The following is an 18176-nucleotide window of genomic DNA, read 5'->3' as shown; positions in this document are numbered from 1 at the left end:
AAGAAGCTGGTGGACCTGATCGGCGCCGACGTGGTGGTGTCCGTGGGCCGCGGCATCAGCAAGGACGTGGAGAAGGGCATTGCCCTGGCCGAGGAGCTGGCTGAGGTTCTGGGCGGCGTGGTTGGCGCCTCCCGTGCCGTGGTGGACGCGGGCTGGATTTCTGCCGACCACCAGGTGGGCCAGACCGGCAAGACCGTGCATCCCAAGATCTATGTGGCTCTGGGCATCTCCGGCGCCATCCAGCACAAGGCCGGCATGCAGGACTCCGAGTGCATCATCGCGGTGAACAAGAACGAGACCGCCCCCATCTTCGAGGTGGCCTCCTACGGCATCACCGGTGACCTCTTCAAGGTCACCCCCATGCTCATCGAGTCCATCAAGGCCCTGAAGGCCTCCAAGTAATGGAATAATAAACCCGCCTCCGGACAGGTCCGGAGGCGGGTTTTTGATTGGATGCTTGCCTTTTTCGGTCGGAGTTGGTAGGATAGAGCGGACTGCAAAAAGGAGGCGATGCCGGTGGGACGGAGCCGGGCAAAAGGAATTTTATTGTTGGGTGTGCTGGGGACGGCCGTTTCGGCCATTTTGGTGCGGTATTCACAGGCCCCCTCGCTGGTGACCGCCACCTACCGCCTAGGCTGGACGGTACTTCTGCTTCTGCCTGCCGCCCTGCTCCGGGGGGGAGCAGAGTGGAAACGGGTTACCCGGCGGGACGTGGGGCTGTGCGCCCTGAGCGGTGTGTGCCTGGCCCTTCACTTTGCACTCTGGTTTGAGTCCCTGAAATGGACCAGCGTGGCCAGTTCCACTGCACTGGTGAGCACAGAGGTTATTTTTGTGGCCCTGGGCTTTGCGCTGCTCTTTGGCGGACGGATTTCCCGGCTGGGGTGGGGTGCCATTGCCCTTGCAGTGGCAGGCAGTACGGTGCTGGCCTTTGCAGGGGGCGGTGCTGGAGGAACGGTAGGGGGGAACGGACTGGCCCTGGCGGGAGCTGCGGCGGTGGCGGCATACACCCTGATTGGCAGATATCAGCGGGAGCACCTCTCCACCACGGTCTATACCGCCCTCACCTATACGGCCTGTCTGATCACCCTCTTGGTGCTGGACGGGGTCACCGGGACGGCGGTCTGGGGCTGGCCGCCCCGGGAGTGGCTCATTGGCCTGGGCCTGGCGGTGTTCTGCACGCTGATGGGACACAGCCTGTTCAGCTGGTGCCTGCGGGAGCTCTCTCCCGCCTATGTGTCGGCGGCCAAGCTCTGTGAGCCGGTTTTTGCCGCTGTACTGGCGGGAATCCTGTTCGGAGAGATTCCGGACCCGGCCGAATGGATCAGCGGAGGGATGGTCCTGGCAGGGGTACTGCTCTATACCTATACGGAACGATAAAGAAGGGCCGCGGGAACACACTGTGTTCCCGCGGCCTTTTTCCTTTATACTGGCTCGATGGTCACTGCGGTGCCGGAGGCAGAGACCATCATCATGTTGTTCCCGGAGCCGAGGATCTCGTAGTCGATGTCCACACCAACTACCGCGTTGGCGCCCATCTGAGCGGCCCGCTGGCTCATCTCATGGAGCGCCTCTTCCCGGGCCCGCTGGAGCTCCTCTTCATAGCCCTCACTGCGTCCGCCGAAGAAATTGCGCAGTCCCGCGCCGAAATCCTTAATAAAATCCACGCCGGAGACCACCTCGCCAAAGACGATGCCGTGATAGGCGCAGATGCGGTGTCCCTCGATCTGAGGGGTCGTGGTAATGATCATAGAGCTCCCTCCTACTATTTTGTTTTTCGAAAAAACAGGGGCGGCAGGAACCTGCCGCCCCTGATGGGAGCATATCATACCACAGAACACGCGTCAAGAGACACGGAAAGCGGGATCAGGACTCCCCGGCGGGAGAATCGTCCTCCGAAGAGGGGGCGGGCGCCTCATCCTCCGGGGTGGTGTCCTGGGGCGGCTGAGGCGGAAGGACCGGCTCGCTGGTCATATGAATGTTGCGGGCGGGGGGCTCAATGGAGCGGTCCTGGGGCTCGGGACGGGCGCCGTAGTTGTCGGCGGTGGCGGGGTCCCGGCCCTCCAGAATGGCCATCATCTCCTCGCCGGTGATGGTCTCCTTCTTGAGAAGGTAATCCACCACTTTGTCCATATCCTCCCGGTTCTCCTGGATGATATTGACTGCCTTTTCGTAGGCGCTGTGGAGGATGGACATGACGTCCTTATCAATGTCGGCGGCGGTGTCCTGGGCGCAGTCGATGCCGTAGCCGCCGTCCAGATACTGGTTGCGGCGGGAGGCCAGAGCCATCATGCCAAACTTGTCGCTCATACCGTAGAGGGCCACCATGTTGCGGGCCAGGCTGGTGGCCTGCTGGATGTCCTGGGCGGCACCGTTGGTCATGGTGTGGAGGACCACTTCCTCCGCGGCACGGCCGCCCATGTAAGTGGCGATCTCCGCAAGCAGTTCGTCCCGGGTCTGGAGGTTCTTATCTTCCTCAGGGAGGTGCAGGGTGTAGCCCAGCGCGCCCTGGGTATGGGGAACGATGGTGATCTTCTGCACCGGGGTGGTGTTCTTCTGCTTGAAGGAGACCATGGCATGCCCCACCTCGTGGTAGGCCACCAGCTTCTTCTCAAACTCAGAGAGGACGGAGTTTTTCTTCTCCGCACCGGCGATGACCAGCTCAAAGGCGGCCAGCAGGTCGTTCTGGTTGACCGCCCGGCGGCCCAGACGGACCGCCCGGAGGGCAGCCTCGTTGACCAGGTTAGCCAGGTCCGCGCCTACCGCGCCGGCAGTGGCCAGGGCGATCTTGTTCAGATCCACGTCCTCCGCCAGACGGATGTTGCGGGTGTGGACCTGAAGAGTGGCCAGACGTCCGGCCAGGTTGGGCCGGTCCACGGTGATGCGCCGGTCAAAGCGGCCGGGACGCAGAAGGGCCTGGTCCAGCACCTCGGGCCGGTTGGTGGCGGCCAGCAGAATGACGCCCTTGGTGGGGTCGAAGCCGTCCATCTCAGCCAGCAGCTGGTTGAGGGTCTGCTCCCGCTCGTCATTGCCGCCCATGCGGTTGTCGCGGGACTTACCAATGGTGTCGATCTCGTCGATAAAGACGATGCAGGGGGCCATCTTGTTGGCTTCCTTGAAGAGGTCACGGACACGGGAGGCACCTACGCCCACGAACATCTCCACGAAGTCAGAGCCGCTGATGGAGAAGAAGGGGACGTTGGCCTCACCGGCCACGGCCTTGGCCAGCAGTGTCTTACCGGTACCGGGAGGGCCCACCAGCAGGGCGCCCTTGGGCAGCTTGGCGCCGATCTCGGTGTATTTCTGGGGATTGTGCAGGAAGTCGATGATCTCCACCAGGGACTCCTTGGCCTCATCCTGACCGGCCACATCTTTGAAGGTGACGCCGGTCTTTTTCTCCACATAGACCTTGGCATTGGCCTTGCCGACGCCGCCCAGACCGCCGCCCATCTTGCCCGCCATGCTGCGGAACAGGAAGGAGAAGAGGGCCACCATGATGACCATGGGCAGCAGCCAGGAGACCAGGAAGCTCACCACAGGGGAGAGCTCCGGCTGGTAGGGGGTGCCGAAGCGGACATTGTGCTCCCGCAAAAGGGTGAGCAGGCTGGAGTCGTTGAGGGGAGCACAGTAATAGCTGCGGGCCTTGGAGAGCTGCTGCTCCACACTGGGGGCGCTCTCCTCACCGGCCAGGATGCTGGAAAAGAGCTGGCTGTCGTTTTGGGATGCCGCAGAGGGGAGTGCGGGGGTGGCATTCGGGTCCAGACCAACGGCAGCCACATCTTCCTTGAGGTAGATGGTAAACTTGTTGCTGGTCATGGAGACGGCGTAGACCTTGTCCTCCTCCACCAGATTCAAAAACTCGCTGTATTGAATCAGGGTGGAATTGGCCTGATTGGACATGGACAGGAAGTAGTTCACCAGAATGGTGACCACCAGGGCCCATAACAGAATGGACGCAATGCCCATTAGATTGCGCTTGTTATTGTTTGAGCCGGTGTTTCGTTGTTTATCGGGCTTCAAATGAGTGCCCTCCTTACATGAAGAATAGACCTGAATCAGAGAAATCGGTCCTGTTTTCTTTAGACTTATCTATTTATAACACAAAAGATTCGTTAATACAAGGAAGGGGGGTGTCGAAAGGTGTAAACATTCTGTGAAAGAAGCCCTTGGAGGCGGAAAGGGCAGCGAAGAGTTTGCAACTTTCCCTTTTTCCGGAGGGGGGAATGTGGTATACTGCTCTATGAATCAAATGAATGAGGAGACACATCCATGAAGGAGAACAAGACCGGAAAACGCCGGGAAGATACCCTGGAAGCGGGAGCGGACGGCATTATTGAAGGCCGCAACGCAGTCATTGAGGCGCTGCGCTCCGGAACCGCCATTGACAAAATCTATATTGCCCGGGGCGAGACTGACGCAGCCCTGGGGCACATTGCCTCGACCGCCCGCGGTAAGGGCGTGGTGGTGGTAGAGGCCGACCGCCGGAAGCTGGACAACATGAGCCGCACCCACTCCCACCAGGGGGTGATTGCCCTGGCCGCCGTGCGGGAGTATGCCAGCGTGGAGGATATTTTGAACGCCGCCCGCGAGAAGGGGGAGCCTCCCCTGATCGTGGTGTGTGACGAACTCTCAGACCCCCACAATCTGGGTGCGGTCATCCGCACCGCCGAGTGTGCCGGCGCCCACGGCGTCATCATTCCCAAGCGCCGCTCGGCCGGTCTGACCGCCATCGTGGCCAAGACCTCCGCCGGGGCGGTGAGCCATGTGCCGGTAGCCCGGGTGCCCAATCTGCCCGCCCTGCTCAAGGAGCTCAAGGACGAGGGAATCTGGGTCTTTGGCACGGCAGCCGACGGGGACCGCCTGCTCTATGAGGCTGACCTGAAGGGACCGGCTGCCATCGTCATCGGCAGCGAGGGGGACGGCATGGGACGGCTGGTGGCCGAGACCTGTGATTTCAAGGTGCGCATCCCCATGAAGGGGAAGCTCAACTCCCTCAACGCCAGCGCTGCCGCTGCCATCCTGCTCTACGAGGCGGTGCGCCAGCGGATGTAAGACCTCCCGCGCGGGGCGCGGAAGCTATTTCAACATAATCAGGAGAAGATCATGTCGAAGGATAACGACGACAAGTTCCATACCGAAGAACCTGAGCTGGAATTTTCTCTGGAGGACATTCTGGCGGAGTACGGACAGGAGTCACAGAAGGAACCGGATGCGCGGACCCCGATCCCCCTGGACCAGTACCGGGACCGGGAAGAGCCGGAGCCGGCCGACCCCACTCCGCCCCGCGGAGGGCGCGGGGGAAAGCGGGCCCGGGGCCATCTGCTGACCTTCCCGGGCCATTCCACCGCAGAGGAGAAGAAGCAGGACGCTGTGGAGGAGCCGGCCCCACCGCAGGAGCAGACACCTGAGCCGGACCCTCCAGAACCCAAGTCTTCAGAACCTAAGTCTCCGGAATCCAAGGCACCGAAACCAAAAGCTCCCTCCGGCGGCCGCCGCCTTGCGCAGAAGCCTGCGCCGGCGCAGAACGCGGAGAAGGCCGGAGATCCCGAGTCCGAGCCCGAGCCGCCCACCCCGGGAGGGGAGGAGCCGGCTCCGGCCCAGCCCCAGAAGAAGGAGAAAGTCGTTCCCTTCCCGGGTGGGGAGGAGAAGGGGCTGTTGGGCCGGTTCCGAAAGCTGAAGAAGCAGGCGGATGCCTACGCGGACCACATGTTTGAGGAAGAGGGGAGCGAGGAAGCTCCCGAGGTCCGCCGGGCAGAGCGGTACATCCCGGGTGTGGATGTGGAGGAACCGGAGGAGGAGCGCCCGCCCCGACGGAAGCGCCGTCCCCCGCCGCCCATCCCGGACACGCCGCCCCAGGAGCTGTTCCGGCGCTATAACCGGGGGATGGGGGTCCTCAAGCTGCGCATCGTCCTGCTCTTTTTGCTGTGTGTGCCCCTGCTCTATTTGTCGGTGGGGCAGGCGGTGAACGCTCCCATGCCCGGGACCCTGGAGGGGAACCACAACCTTCAGCTCTACGCCCAGGCCGCGCTGCTGGGCGCGGCCATGCTGTTGGGGATCGATGCGCTGGGGCGTGGACTGTACCATCTGCTCATCCTGCACGTAGAGCTGGACAGCGTGATGGCCCTGGCCTGTGCCGCCGCCCTGGCGGATGCCCTGACCATGCCGCTGATGGAGGGGAACCCCCAGCGCCAGCCCTATTGTGCCATTGCGGCCCTGGCCCTCGGCTTCAATCTGTACGGATATTACTGTAAGCGCAAGGGACTGAGGGTGGCCTGCCGCACAGCGGCCTCCGCCTCGGAGCCTTATCTGGTCACTCTGGATGAGAATAAGTGGAATGGGCGGGACGCCTATGCGAAATGGTCGGGGGAGCCGGTGGGCTTTGGTCGCCAGATCCAGGCTACCGACGGGGCCCAGCGCATCTACCATATTATGGCCCCCCTCATTCTCCTAGCCTGTCTGCTCTTTTCGGTGCTGGCCTCCATTGGCAGGCGGCGGCCGGAGGATATCCTCTGGTGTCTTTCGGCCACCCTGAGCGCAGGAGCGTCGTTCTCTTCGACGCTTTGCTACGGCATCCCGTGGCGCTCCCTCTCCCTGCGTCTGGCGAAAAGCGGAGCCGCTCTGGCCGGCTGGGACGGGATCACCGGGACCAGCGGAAGCGCAGGGATTCTGCTGACCGATCAGGATCTCTTCCCGCCCGGGACGGTCTCCCTCAACGGGATCAAGATCTTTGGGGATTTCCCGGTAGAGAAAGTGGTGGGTGTGACCGCCACGCTCATCCGGGATACCGGCTGTGGACTGGATAAGATCTTCCACGATCTGCTCCGCAGTCAGGGGGCCATCTACCGCCGCAGCCAGGATTTCTGCTGCTACGAGGGGGGCGGCGTATCCGCCCTCATCCGGAACGAAGTGGTGCTGGTGGGCTCGGCCTCCTTCATGCATCTGATGGAGGTGCCCCTGCCCCAGGGACTGAACGTGAAAAACGCGGTATTCTGCGCCATTGACGGGGAATTGGCCGGGCTGTTTGCCCTGAAATACACCCTGCACGGCACAGTGGAGCCCGCCATCAGCGCCCTGATCAGCAACCGGATCTCCCCGGTGCTGGCCACCCGGGACTTTAATATCATCCCCGCCATGCTCCGCCAGCGCTTCAAGCTGCCGGCGGACAAGATGGAGTTCCCGGCGGTGGAGCGGCGGGTAGAGCTCTCCTCCCAGCGGCAGAGCCACAGTGAGCTGCTCACCGCCGTGCTCTGCCGGGAGGGGGTGGGACCCTTTACCGAGGCCGCCGTGGGCGGGAAACGTCTGCGCCTGGCGGTGCGGATCTCCACGGCGCTGGCCTGTCTGGGGTCCTGCGTGGGCGTGCTGCTCGCCTTTTACCTCACCTTTATGGCGGCGTATGACTCGCTGACTCCCTTTAATCTGCTGGTCTTTTTGGGCATGTGGCTGGTGCCCACCATTCTCATTTCCAATTGGGTAAACCGCTATTAGAGCGGGAGCGGAAGACAGAAAAAGGAGACGGACGGCATGAAAAAGAAATACGCGATGATGATCATGAACGAGCTTCATAACCCGGAGACCGACCATGCCCGGCTGGACACCTCCGCCACCGAGACCCATATCCTCACGGTGCGCAATCCGGAGGAGGCGGTGGCCAAGGCGGTGGAACTGGCCGACGCGGGGTTCGGCACCATTGAGGTGTGCGGCGCCTTTGGAGAAGAGCTGGCCCGGAAGATGTACGACGCGGCAGGGCACCGGCTCACCGTCTGCTATGTGGTCTGTCCCCCGGATCAGCTGGAGGCCACGCTGAAATTCTGGTCGGAGTGACCGCCAGGAGAAATTGTAAACATTCTGGAAACCCCCTTGCAAAGTGGGGCGGGAAGGACTATCATAGGGTTAGCACTCTATAGGAAAGAGTGCTAACCCTATTTTGTTTACGATTTATGTTTTATATGGAGGCGTATATACCATGGAAAAGAAAGCCTTTCAGGCCGAATCACAGCGGCTGTTGGATCTGATGATCAACTCCATTTATACCCACAAGGAGATCTTCCTGCGGGAGCTCATCTCCAACGCCAGCGATGCGGTGGACAAGCTGGCCTACAAGGCCCTCACCGACGACCAGGTGGGTCTGAACCGCTCCGACTTCAAGATCACCCTGACTCCGGATCAGATCAAGCGGACCCTCACCATCTCGGACAACGGCATCGGCATGACCAAGGAGGAGCTGGAGCAGAATCTGGGCACCATTGCCAAGAGCGGCTCCCTCCAGTTCAAGCAGGACATGGCCGCCAAGGACGAGGGCAAGGGCAAGAGTGATGTGGACATCATCGGTCAGTTCGGCGTGGGCTTCTACTCCGCCTTTATGGTGGCCGATGAGGTGACGGTGACCTCCCGTGCCTACGGCAGCGAGGAGGCCTGGCGCTGGACCTCCGACGGCAAGGACGGCTACACCATGGAGCCCTGCGAGAAGGATACGGTGGGCACCGACATCGTACTCCACATCAAAGCCAACACGGAGGACGACCACTACGACGAATATCTGGAGCAGTACCGCCTCAGCGACCTGGTGAAGAAGTATTCGGACTATATCCACTACCCCATCGTCATGCTCATGCACAAATCACGCCAGAAGCCCCGTCCGGAGGACGCCGGTGAGGACTATAAGCCCGAGTGGGAGGACTATGACGAGTGGCAGACCCTCAACTCCATGGTCCCCCTGTGGCAGCGGCCCAAGAGCGAGGTCAAGGAGGAGGAGTACAACCAGTTCTATAAGGAGAAGTACGGCGACTGGGAGGATCCCCTGCGGGTGGTCCATGTCTCCGCCGAGGGCGCGGTGGAATATAAGGCCATGCTCTATATCCCGGCCCATGCTCCCTTTGATTTCTACTCCCGGGATTATCAGAAGGGCCTGCAGCTCTACTCCTCGGGCGTGCTCATCATGGATCAGTGCGCCGACCTGCTGCCCGACCACTTCCGCTTTGTCAAGGGCGTGGTGGACTCTCAGGACTTCTCCCTGAACATCTCCCGCGAGATGCTCCAGCATACCCGGCAGCTCAAGGTGATCGCGGGCAATCTGGAGAAGAAGATCAAGGCTGAGCTCCTCAAGCTCCAGAAGGACGAGCGGGAGAAGTACGAGCAGTTCTGGAAGGCCTTCGGCATGCAGATCAAGTACGGCATCCTGGCCGACTACGGCGCCCATAAGGAGCTGCTGAAGGACCTGCTCCTCTTCTGGTCCTCCAAGGAGGGCAAGATGGTCACCCTGGCCGAGTACCAGTCCCGCATGGCGGAGGATCAGAAGTTTATCTACTTCGCCGCCGGCGAGAGCGTGGAGAAGATCGCCCAGCTGCCCCAGACCGAGCGCATCCGGGACAAGGGCTATGAGATCCTCTACCTCACCGACGAGCCCGACGAGTTCGTCATGAACCTGCTGGGCGAGCTGGACGGCAAGGCCTTCAAGTCGGTCAGCGACAGCGATGCCCTCCCGGAGAGCGAGGAGGAGAAGGCCCAGGCCGAGAAGAAGGCGGAGGAAAACAAGGACGTACTGGACTTCGTGAAGGAGACCCTGGGCGACAAGATCAAGGAGGCCCGCATCTCCAAGATCCTCAAGACCGGCGCGGTGTGCATGACGGCCGACGGTCCGGTCACGCTGGAGATGGAGAAGTACTTCCGCCGGGTGGACCCGGACCACGCCGACAACATGAAGGCTCAGCGGGTGCTGGAGCTCAATCCCGATTCGGGGGCCTTTGCCGCCCTTCGGGAGGCCATGGAGAGCGACCAGGAGAAGGCCAAGGTCTATGCAGAGCTCCTCTACCATCAGGCCCTGCTCATTGCCGGTCTCCCCATTGAGGATACCACCCGTTACACCGAGCTGGTCTGCTCCCTGATGAAGTAAGAGAGCCTCTGGCGTAAATGCACAAAATCATGCCGCTGTAAGGACAACAAAACCGTTGGATGAAGAGAGCTCGTCTCTTTTCAAAGTATGTACTATGTAGTATAATAAAAGAAGAGCAACGGTATTACTGACAGGGGGCATGACCGATGGTTATAACCATGACTTTCTCCTCCCGGGAGGAGATCCAGCGACTTCGTGAACTGGCGCTTTCCGTATCTGAGGCGGTCACCATCCGTTCTCTTGACGGAGAAATCGCCCTGAATGCAAAATCTCCCATGGGGATCTACGCGCTGGATTTTTCCCAGCCGGTGGAGATCGTCACAGACTCTCAGTGGCTTCAGGAGCAGCTGGAGCACTGGTGATCGGACCGAGTGCAGCACAAAAATGGCATGTGAACTCCGCGCCGCATTGCGGCGCGGAGTTTTTATATCCTGACTAATTTCATTGGGAGAAGGAAAGAGCCGTGACTCTGTGGATTGCAATGGGGGATTTATAAATTAACTAGCAGAGTATAGAGACTGTAATATGAAAAAATGCTTGTATATGGCCTATAAAAGGGCTTCGTTTTTATATAAGTATGCCATTGCGTGCAAAAATACGCCGTGATATACTCGTAGGCGAAAAGGAGGTATGACGTATGGTCATCGAAAAGAAATTTAACTCCATTTCTGAGATCTCTGCGCTTCAGCGCATTGCCAGCATGGCGGATAAAGAAGTCTATCTCTCCAATCAGGAGGAGACCATCAAGGTGGATGCCCGGTCCTTCATCGGACTGTTTGCCCTGGATTTTTCCCAGCCCCTCAAGGTCATCACCGACTCTCTCTATGTGATCCGCATGATCGAGATGGATCTCAGAAAGCAATCCTGCGCGGCGGCAGTTCGCTAAGCGCAGTCTCTTTTTAAATAGAAGCCGATGGGATGTTTTGTCCCATCGGCTTTCGTTTTACCGGATCTTTGCTTGTTTTTTACCTCTGATTGCTGGCTTCTCTGCCGGAGAAGAGGTATTTTATCTCAGAATCACGCATAGGAAAGAGGGAAGTCCATGGAGGCATGGAAGCTGAAAACCTGGGACCTTGTGTCTGCGCTGCTGTTCCTGGTAGGGGCCCTTTTGTTTGGGGTGGGCTGTTTTCGCCTGGGGATACTCTGGATGGCGGCTGGAGGTATCGTGGTGCTTTCCAGTATTGTGCTCGCACTGTGTAAGCTGCGTTGTCCCTTTTGCCGTCGTTTTCTGGGCCTTCTCTCCGCCGGGAACATGTCATTTTGCCCCCACTGTGGAGCTCCGCTGGAGGAGAAGAGCCGCGATATATGACATGCCGCTGCGCCTGCGCCCTTGGGGAGTGGGTGCGGCATCTTTTTATCCCTGGTTGTCCTTGTCTCTCTACCTGGAATCATGTATAATAATGCTACTGAATTTCCGGACGTCTGTCCGCACATCTGTGACTGGAGGTTTTCCCCTCGATGAATCGACAGCTGTTGCAGCAGCTCCCCAAAATGGACGTGCTTCTGGCCCATCCGGCCATTGCGTCCGCCCAGGAGGAGCTGCCTTACTATGCACTGAAAGAGGCGGCCAGAACCGCCCTGGAGGAGCTGCGCCGCGGGATCCTGGATGGAACGGTGGAGGTCCTGCCCGACCTGGACACCCTGGCTGCCCAGACTACGGCCCGGGCCCGGGCGTCCTGCCGTCCCCACCTGCGCGCCGTCATCAACGGTACCGGCGTGGTGCTGCATACAAACCTGGGCCGCGCCCCTCTGGGCGAGGAGGCGGCCCGGGCGGTCTATGAGGCGGCCCGGGGGTATTCCAACCTGGAATATGATATCGATTCCGGGCGCCGCGGCAGCCGCTTTTCCCACATTGAGCCGCTTATTTGCTCTCTGACCGGGTCGGAGGCCGCCCTGGCGGTCAACAACAACGCCGCGGCGGTATTCCTCATGCTCTCGGCCTTGGCGGCTGGGAAAAAAGTGGCGATCTCCCGGGGGGAGCTGGTGGAGATCGGCGGTTCCTTCCGGGTGCCGGAGATCATGGCCCGCAGCGGGGCACAGCTGGTGGAGGTGGGTACCACCAACAAGACCCATCTCTCCGATTACCGCCGCGCCATTGAAGAGCAGGGGGCTGAGATCCTCCTGAAGGTCCACACCAGCAACTTCAAGCTCATTGGCTTTACCGAGGAGGTCTCCATTGCCGATCTGGTCACCCTGGGCCGGGAGAAGGGCGTGCCCGTCTTCCACGATCTGGGCAGCGGCGCCCTCTATGACGACCCTGCTCTGGGCGTCCCCGAGGGCCCCACGGTGGAGGAGAGCGTGCGCGCCGGTGCCGATGTGATCTGCTTCTCCGGCGACAAGCTGCTGGGCGGACCCCAGGCGGGCATCGCCATTGGCCGGGCCCCCTATATCCAGGCCATGAAGAAGGATCAGTTTGCCCGGGTGGTGCGCATCGACAAGCTGACGCTGGCGGCACTAGAGGCCACCCTGCGCACCTACCGGGATCATGCGCTGGCCGGCCGGAGCATTCCCACACTGGCCATGCTGGGGGCGCGGCCGGAGACCCTGGAGCCCAAGGCACGCGCCCGGGTGGAGGAGCTCTCTGCCCGCTTTGCGGGAAAATGTGTCTTCTCCGCCGCGCCGGATAACGGCGAGGTGGGGGGCGGAAGCCTGCCCGGCGTGCCCCTGCCTACCTGGGTGGTGGAGCTCTCGCCGGTCTCCCTCACGGTCTCCGCGCTGGAGGAGGCCCTTCGGGCCTGGGAGACTCCCATTGTGGGACGGGTAAGCCGCAATCAGTATCTGCTGGATGTCCGCACCCTGACCGACGCCGACTGGGCGGAGATCATCCGGGCTCTGGACACGATCTTGAACTAAAGGAGCGCCACGGCTATGAAGCATATCATCATCGGCACCGCCGGCCATGTGGACCACGGCAAGACCTGTCTGACCCGGGCCCTGACCGGCGTGGACACCGACCGGCTGAAAGAGGAACAGAAGCGGGGTATCACCATTGAGATCGGCTTTGCCCAGCTCACGCTGCCCAACGGCCAGACCGCCAGCATCATCGACGTGCCCGGACATGAGAAGTTCATCCGCAACATGCTGGTGGGCGCCGCGGGCATGGATGTGGTCCTGATGGTCATTGCGGCCGACGAGGGCTTTATGCCCCAGACCCGCGAGCACCTGGGCATCCTCTCCCTGCTGGGGGTGCAGAACGGCATCATCGTGGTCACCAAGGCCGACATGGTGGATGAGGAGTGGCTGGAGGCCATCGAGGAGGAGGCCCGGGAGACCGTCCAGGGCACCTTCCTCCAGGACGCCCCCATCCTGGCGGTGTCCTCCTACACCGGCCAGGGCATTGAGGAGCTGAAAGAGCTCATTGTCAAGCTGGTGGAGGGAGCGGAACAGCGCAACCAGGACCGGCCCTTCCGCCTGCCCGTGGACCGGGTGTTCTCGGTGGACGGCTTCGGCACGGTGGTCACCGGTACCCTGCTGGAGGGCTCCATGCAGCTGGGGGAGGAGGTCTGCATCTACCCCAGTGAGAAAAAGGCCCGCATTCGCGGCCTTCAGAACCACGACAAGGCAGAGGACCGGGCCAGCGCCGGCATGCGCGTGGCGGTCAACCTCTCGGGCATCGACAAGGCGGATATCAAGCGGGGCGACACCGTGGCCAAGCCTGGCTCCATGGTCCTCTCCCGCCAGATGGACGTGCAGCTCACCATGCTCAAGGACGCGCCCTATGCCATCAAAAACGACTCCCAGCTCCACTTCCACCACGGCAGCCGGGAGCTGGTGTGTAAGTGTGTGGTGCTGGGAAAGGATACCCTGGAGCCCGGCGAGACCGGCTTTGCCCAGCTCCGCTTCCAGGAAGATGTGGCGGTGAAGAATGGCGACCACTATGTGGTGCGCTTCTTCTCTCCCATGGTGACGGTGGGCGGCGGCGTGATCCTGAACGCCGATCCCGGCCGGCACAAGCGCAACGATCCCGCCGTGCTGGAGGGACTGGCTGCCCGCGCCTCGGGTTCCTCCGAGAAGCAGGTGATGGAGGCCCTCCGTCAGGCCGGGTCCGCCATGCCCAAGAAGCACGACCTGGCCAAGGCGGCCGGTCTCACCGAGGCCGAACTGAGCGAGTCCCTGGCCCAACTCATGGAAGAGGGCCGTGTGGTGGAGCTGGGTGGCCGCTATGTGGACCACGATACCATCGAGGCCCTGTGGGAAAAGGCAGTCAAGCTCCTGAGCGCCTATCACAAGGCCCAGCCGCTCCAGCCCGGCATGAACCGAGGAGAGTTCCGCGGAAAGCTCCTGCCCACCGCCTCTCCCACCGCCATCGATGCGCTCATCGACTACTATGCCGAGCACCGCGGCCTGCGGATCGAGGGTCCCACCATTGCCCTGCCTGACTTCCAGGTGGTGTGGAATTCCTTCTACACCGGACTGCGGGACCAGATCCTGGACCTGTACGGCAAGGCCGCCCTGGCTCCGGAGAATCTGGACGATGTGCTTGCCTCCTTTGGAAAGAAGCAGGACGGCGCCCGCCAGGTGGTCCAGCGCCTCTTCTACGACGGGGAGCTGGTGGCCCTCAACGCACAGATCGTGCTGCGGAAGGATTTTTATGAGAAGGCCCTTCAGGGACTCTATGACCTCTTTGCCCAGAAGCCGGAGCTGCTCCTGGCCGAGTTCCGGGATGCCCTGGGCATCTCCCGTAAGTATGCGCTGGCGCTGCTGGAGTTCTGGGACAGCGAGGGCGTGACCCGGAAAAATGGCGATGTACGGGTACTTTTGAAAAAAGTATAGGATATTTTTCGGGAAAATACGCTCAAATAGTTGACGAAAGCATTCGATACTGTTATAATAAGAGTTACTGTATATCGGTTTTATCAATAAAGCCGTGCAGTAACATGGGGATAGAAGGGTATCTGGTGAGCCCCGCGGTCTTCAAAACCGTAGAGGGCGGCGTTCCCGCCTTGGTGAGTTCGATTCTTACCTGTCCCCGCCAGAAGACCGCCCGCGCTCGAAAGAGCGCGGGCGGTTTTTTATCTGGCTCTTGGATAGAAATTGATTCCATATTGTACTTCTTTTCTGATAATAGAGTACAAGACGGCATAGAATGAGCTGGAAATATGTCTTTTCTTGCTATATATCATGAACGCTTTGTAAACATTAGCACTCTCATATTGACAGTGCTAAAACTTGGGACTATGATAGACATGTACCAAGGAGGGAGAGAAAAGATCTCCCCGGCGGGCACAGATATGAGCTGTGAAATGGAGGAATGACATATGTTGCCCAGTCTGTTTGGTGAAAATCTGTTTGATGATTTCTTTGGTGATTCGATCCACAAGAATTTCTTTGGCGGACATGATCCGCTCTACGGCAAGCACGCCAAGAACCTGATGAAGACCGATGTCCGGGAGCTGGATCACAGCTATGAGGTGGATATCGATCTGCCCGGTTTCCAAAAGGATGAGGTCAATCTGGAGCTGCGGGACGGTTATCTGACCGTCAGCGCGTCCAAGGGCCTCAACAAGGAGCAGAAGGATGAGGAGGGACGCTATATCCGCCAGGAGCGTTACAGCGGCGCCTGCTCCCGGAGCTTCTATGTGGGTGACGTGAAGCCGGAAGAGGTCCACGCCAAGTACGAGGACGGTATTTTGAAGCTGTCCGTTCCCAAGGTGGAAGAGCAGACGGTGGATAACCCCAACCGCATTGCCATTGAGTGACCAAATCAAAAAAATATCCACCGGACCAGCTGGTCCGGTGGATATTTTTTATGGTCGTGGTCGAGTAACGCCCCATTTTCGCAGGGGACTCAGTCCTGCATCTGGTCCAGATCGGCCTTGAACTGTTCCCACTGCTCCGGGTGCTCCACATAGTAGCGGGGACATTCCTTGCCCGTCACGTCATAGTGACGGATAACCTGATCGGTGCTCAGGTGAAATTCTTCCTGAAGCCAGTGGACCAGCTTCAGGAGGGACTGATAGGTGGCCTCTGTAAAGGCGCCTTCCTCATCCGGGTGGCAGCACTCGATGGAGATGGTGTCCTTGTTGCGCTGGCTGGTGCAGTAAGACCACTCATCCAGGGGGATGCACTGGATGATCTCGCCGTCCAGCCCGATCAGAAAGTGACTACTGGCATAAGTATTGGAATCCGGTTCCCCTTCGGCTGCGGGCTCCTGCTGGGCAAGTCCCGCAAAAAAGCTCCGGTTCTGCTCGGCCGTCGTGCCGGGATTGCCCACATAGTGGACGACGATACCAGTGACCTCCTCCAGCTTGGTGCCGGGACGGGAAAAGGGATTGACCTCCAAAAGCTCCTGGGTGACCCAGTCGGGCGGGGTGGGAGCGGAGGACAGAAACTGGGGCAGAGCCAGCTTGATCCCGAGCAGCACCAGCACGATCACACCCAGGATGGAGGGCAGAACGAACGGATTTCCCCTCCGCACCCGCTGTTTTTCCCGGGAAGCCAACCGTTTTCCGCCCCGCTGCTGTGCCATATCCACTCTCTCCTTCGCCGTTTGATGGATACCATTATAACAGTTTTTTCGGCAAAGGTCTTTACAATTTCATAAAAAAGCAGCGTGTGGGCGGGATCTGCTTCAGACCCCGCCCACACGCTAGAACTTATTCTTCATCCAAAAACTGAATACAGGCCCCCAACACGCCGGAGCCAATATAGACGCTGAGTGTGGCGTCCATCTCCCCCTGCCAGAAGTGCAGATGTTCCGGCAGAGCAGCGGCAATGGTCTGCCGCAGCTGCGCCATCTCCTCCGGTGCGCCGCCATTGGCCACCGCCAGATTATAGCGCCGGCCCTGTCCCTGTTCGGCCACCCGGGCGGAGAGAAGCTCCAAGAGCTTTCCCTGGACGGCCTTGCGTCCCCGGACCTTGGCTACACTGGAGAGCTGGCCGTCCGCGGCAAATCCCACCAGAGGCTTGATGTTGAGCATGGTCCCGGCCAGAGCGGTGATCTTTCCGATGCGCCCACCCTTCTGGAGATACTCCAGGGTGTCCACGGAAAAATAGGGGTAGGTGTTCCGGATCAGAGCGGGCACACGCTGTTCCACCAGCTTGTCCCAGGGCATCCCGGCCTGGATGTCCTCCCATACCTGGAGCAGTGTAATCCCAATTCCCAGGCTGCCGCTGAGGGAATCAAAGACGGCCACCTCCAGATCCTCCCGGGCGAGACCCTGGAGGCGCACCATATTGTAGGTGCCCGAGAGACCGGAGGAGAGGTGGATGGCGATGACCTTCTCATAGCCCAGCGCGGCAATGTGGTCCAGGGTATCCTTGACCGAGCCCCCGTCGGGAAGGGAGGTCTGAGGCAGTTCACCGGCGGCCTGGCGTGCATAGATATCGGAGGCAAAGATGTCCACGCCGTCGGAAAATTCCCCGTCCCGGCAGCGGATCTTCAGGGGAAGGACAAAGATAGGGGTTCCTGCCCGCTGCTCCGCGCTCAGATCGGCGCAGGAGTCGGTAAGCAGGGCGATCTTCTGAGGATTGCGGTCGAAACAGACGTCGTTCATTGACAAGTTCATCATCCTACTCTATAATACTCACATAACGTTGTTATGTGAGTATTATACGGTGCTTGCGGGCCGGTGTCAAGAAAAAAGGAGGGACCATCTATGGATTATAGCCAGCGGCGCCGGGAACAGGCCAAGCGGACAGAGCAGGCCATCCTGCGCGCGGCGGTGGAACTCCTGCGCCGCAATCAGTTTGACAAGGTCTCGGTACGGGATATCTGCCGGGAGGCGGGGATCACCACGGGGGCTTTTTACCACCATTTCAAGTCCAAGGAAGAGATGCTGCTGCGGGGCTTTGCTCCGCTGGATACCTATATGGAGGAACTGCTGGAGGAACACCGGGAGGAGCCTCCTGGGCGGAGATTGTGGTTTATTCTCTCGGGGTATGCCGCCTTTATGGAGAATATGGGCTGGGAGCTGGTGGGACGCTACTATCAGCAGCGGCTGAACCGGCCGGACGGCCGCTCCATTGACTCCAGCCGCTTTACCTTCCGGGCCATGCGGGAGTGCCTGGTGGAGGCGAAGCAGTCGGGCGAGCTCCCGGGAGGACTTGCCGCAGAGTGGGTGGCCGACTTTTTGTTCCGCCACTTTCGCGGTGTGGTCATCGACTGGATCCTGCACCAGGGAAGCTATCCATTATACCCCAAACTGGAGCAGGACTATCTCTTTTTTCAGGGGGTTTTCCAGGGAGAAGAAGAGAAAGGGAACAATTGACCGCCGAGAGCCGCAGGGTTTCCTGGGGCTCTTTTTTGTTGCGGTGGACTATACAAGGGACAGAAAGTTGGATAGAATAG

16 protein-coding genes and 1 tRNA gene are annotated in these 18176 nt (G+C 60.2%); 13 read left to right on the top strand and 4 right to left on the bottom strand.

The window, feature by feature from the left end; all coding sequences use genetic code 11:
• On the top strand, positions 1-402 hold a 402-nt coding region (locus GPK94_RS04600), incomplete at its 5' end, for an electron transfer flavoprotein subunit alpha/FixB family protein (RefSeq protein WP_215654755.1).
• A 114-nt stretch (positions 403-516) separates the two neighbouring features.
• Positions 517-1377, top strand: coding sequence for a DMT family transporter (locus GPK94_RS04595; protein WP_346727988.1), 861 nt, complete (start codon positions 517-519; stop codon positions 1375-1377).
• A gap of 44 nt (positions 1378-1421) precedes the next feature.
• Here GPK94_RS04595 and GPK94_RS04590 read toward each other — a convergent pair whose 3' ends face one another.
• Both GPK94_RS04590 and ftsH read right to left on the bottom strand, forming a co-directional pair.
• Positions 1422-1748: a putative heavy metal-binding protein gene (locus tag GPK94_RS04590; RefSeq protein ID WP_101691012.1), complete on the bottom strand. Its 327-nt coding sequence runs from the start codon at positions 1746-1748 to the stop codon at positions 1422-1424.
• 115 nt (positions 1749-1863) lie between these two features.
• Positions 1864-4017, bottom strand: a complete 2154-nt coding sequence (gene ftsH / locus GPK94_RS04585) for an ATP-dependent zinc metalloprotease FtsH (protein ID WP_252192516.1) — start codon at positions 4015-4017, stop codon at positions 1864-1866.
• Between the two features lie 249 nt (positions 4018-4266).
• Between ftsH and rlmB the strand changes: the two genes are divergently transcribed.
• The 10 genes from rlmB to GPK94_RS04535 all read left to right on the top strand — a co-directional run bounded on the left by rlmB (position 4267) and on the right by GPK94_RS04535 (position 15585).
• Complete coding sequence (gene rlmB / locus GPK94_RS04580) at positions 4267-5049, top strand: 23S rRNA (guanosine(2251)-2'-O)-methyltransferase RlmB (RefSeq protein WP_101691013.1); 783 nt, start codon at positions 4267-4269, stop codon at positions 5047-5049.
• 51 nt (positions 5050-5100) lie between these two features.
• Positions 5101-7482 (top strand): hypothetical protein, encoded by a 2382-nt coding sequence (locus tag GPK94_RS04575; protein WP_215654753.1) that lies wholly within the window; start codon positions 5101-5103, stop codon positions 7480-7482.
• Positions 7483-7518: 36 nt separating this feature from the next.
• Positions 7519-7818, top strand: coding sequence for a DUF6506 family protein (locus GPK94_RS04570; protein ID WP_101691015.1), 300 nt, complete (start codon positions 7519-7521; stop codon positions 7816-7818).
• Between the two features lie 142 nt (positions 7819-7960).
• Positions 7961-9886, top strand: a complete 1926-nt coding sequence (gene htpG, locus GPK94_RS04565; protein WP_101691016.1) for a molecular chaperone HtpG — start codon at positions 7961-7963, stop codon at positions 9884-9886.
• A gap of 146 nt (positions 9887-10032) precedes the next feature.
• On the top strand, positions 10033-10248 hold the full coding sequence (locus GPK94_RS04560) for a hypothetical protein (protein WP_101691017.1): 216 nt from the start codon (positions 10033-10035) through the stop codon (positions 10246-10248).
• 275 nt (positions 10249-10523) lie between these two features.
• Positions 10524-10772 carry a hypothetical protein gene (locus GPK94_RS04555; RefSeq protein WP_101691018.1) on the top strand — a complete coding sequence of 83 codons (249 nt, stop codon included), beginning with the start codon at positions 10524-10526 and terminating at the stop codon, positions 10770-10772.
• Between the two features lie 572 nt (positions 10773-11344).
• Positions 11345-12739: an L-seryl-tRNA(Sec) selenium transferase gene (gene selA / locus GPK94_RS04550; RefSeq protein ID WP_215654751.1), complete on the top strand. Its 1395-nt coding sequence runs from the start codon at positions 11345-11347 to the stop codon at positions 12737-12739.
• A gap of 15 nt (positions 12740-12754) precedes the next feature.
• The gene (gene selB / locus GPK94_RS04545; RefSeq protein ID WP_215654749.1) at positions 12755-14659 is read left to right on the top strand and encodes a selenocysteine-specific translation elongation factor; all 1905 of its coding nucleotides are present in this window, start codon (positions 12755-12757) and stop codon (positions 14657-14659) included.
• Positions 14660-14765: 106 nt separating this feature from the next.
• Positions 14766-14861: transfer RNA gene (locus tag GPK94_RS04540), tRNA-Sec, on the top strand.
• 283 nt (positions 14862-15144) lie between these two features.
• Complete coding sequence (locus GPK94_RS04535) at positions 15145-15585, top strand: Hsp20/alpha crystallin family protein (RefSeq protein ID WP_215654747.1); 441 nt, start codon at positions 15145-15147, stop codon at positions 15583-15585.
• 89 nt (positions 15586-15674) lie between these two features.
• Here the strand turns inward: GPK94_RS04535 and GPK94_RS04530 are convergent, their stop codons facing one another.
• Positions 15675-16355 (bottom strand): peptidoglycan recognition family protein, encoded by a 681-nt coding sequence (locus GPK94_RS04530; RefSeq protein ID WP_215654745.1) that lies wholly within the window; start codon positions 16353-16355, stop codon positions 15675-15677.
• 127 nt (positions 16356-16482) lie between these two features.
• Positions 16483-17382, bottom strand: a complete 900-nt coding sequence (locus GPK94_RS04525) for a DegV family protein (protein ID WP_215654743.1) — start codon at positions 17380-17382, stop codon at positions 16483-16485.
• A gap of 102 nt (positions 17383-17484) precedes the next feature.
• Between GPK94_RS04525 and GPK94_RS04520 the strand changes: the two genes are divergently transcribed.
• Entirely contained in the window at positions 17485-18096 is a 612-nt protein-coding gene (locus GPK94_RS04520; protein WP_101691024.1) for a TetR/AcrR family transcriptional regulator, read from the top strand.
• Positions 18097-18176: the final 80 nt, after the last annotated feature.

The sequence above is a fragment of the Pseudoflavonifractor sp. MCC625 genome, assembly GCF_018784545.1.
GTDB classification, from domain to species: Bacteria; Bacillota; Clostridia; order Oscillospirales; family Oscillospiraceae; genus Pseudoflavonifractor_A; species Pseudoflavonifractor_A gallinarum.
Note: the sequence above shows the minus strand (reverse complement) of the source record. Positions and strands in the feature narration are given on the sequence as shown.

What these genes read in the sequence shown, in the direction of transcription:
- htpG (WP_101691016.1), top strand. Translation starts at nt 7,961, where the DNA reads ATGGAAAAGAAAGCCTTTCAGGCCGAATCACAGCGGCTGTTGGATCTG.
- GPK94_RS04530 (WP_215654745.1), bottom strand. Translation starts at nt 16,355, where the DNA reads ATGGCACAGCAGCGGGGCGGAAAACGGTTGGCTTCCCGGGAAAAACAG.
- GPK94_RS04535 (WP_215654747.1), top strand. Translation starts at nt 15,145, where the DNA reads ATGTTGCCCAGTCTGTTTGGTGAAAATCTGTTTGATGATTTCTTTGGT.
- selA (WP_215654751.1), top strand. Translation starts at nt 11,345, where the DNA reads ATGAATCGACAGCTGTTGCAGCAGCTCCCCAAAATGGACGTGCTTCTG.
- GPK94_RS04520 (WP_101691024.1), top strand. Translation starts at nt 17,485, where the DNA reads ATGGATTATAGCCAGCGGCGCCGGGAACAGGCCAAGCGGACAGAGCAG.
- GPK94_RS04570 (WP_101691015.1), top strand. Translation starts at nt 7,519, where the DNA reads ATGAAAAAGAAATACGCGATGATGATCATGAACGAGCTTCATAACCCG.
- GPK94_RS04560 (WP_101691017.1), top strand. Translation starts at nt 10,033, where the DNA reads ATGGTTATAACCATGACTTTCTCCTCCCGGGAGGAGATCCAGCGACTT.
- GPK94_RS04575 (WP_215654753.1), top strand. Translation starts at nt 5,101, where the DNA reads ATGTCGAAGGATAACGACGACAAGTTCCATACCGAAGAACCTGAGCTG.
- selB (WP_215654749.1), top strand. Translation starts at nt 12,755, where the DNA reads ATGAAGCATATCATCATCGGCACCGCCGGCCATGTGGACCACGGCAAG.
- rlmB (WP_101691013.1), top strand. Translation starts at nt 4,267, where the DNA reads ATGAAGGAGAACAAGACCGGAAAACGCCGGGAAGATACCCTGGAAGCG.
- GPK94_RS04590 (WP_101691012.1), bottom strand. Translation starts at nt 1,748, where the DNA reads ATGATCATTACCACGACCCCTCAGATCGAGGGACACCGCATCTGCGCC.
- GPK94_RS04525 (WP_215654743.1), bottom strand. Translation starts at nt 17,382, where the DNA reads ATGAACGACGTCTGTTTCGACCGCAATCCTCAGAAGATCGCCCTGCTT.
- GPK94_RS04555 (WP_101691018.1), top strand. Translation starts at nt 10,524, where the DNA reads ATGGTCATCGAAAAGAAATTTAACTCCATTTCTGAGATCTCTGCGCTT.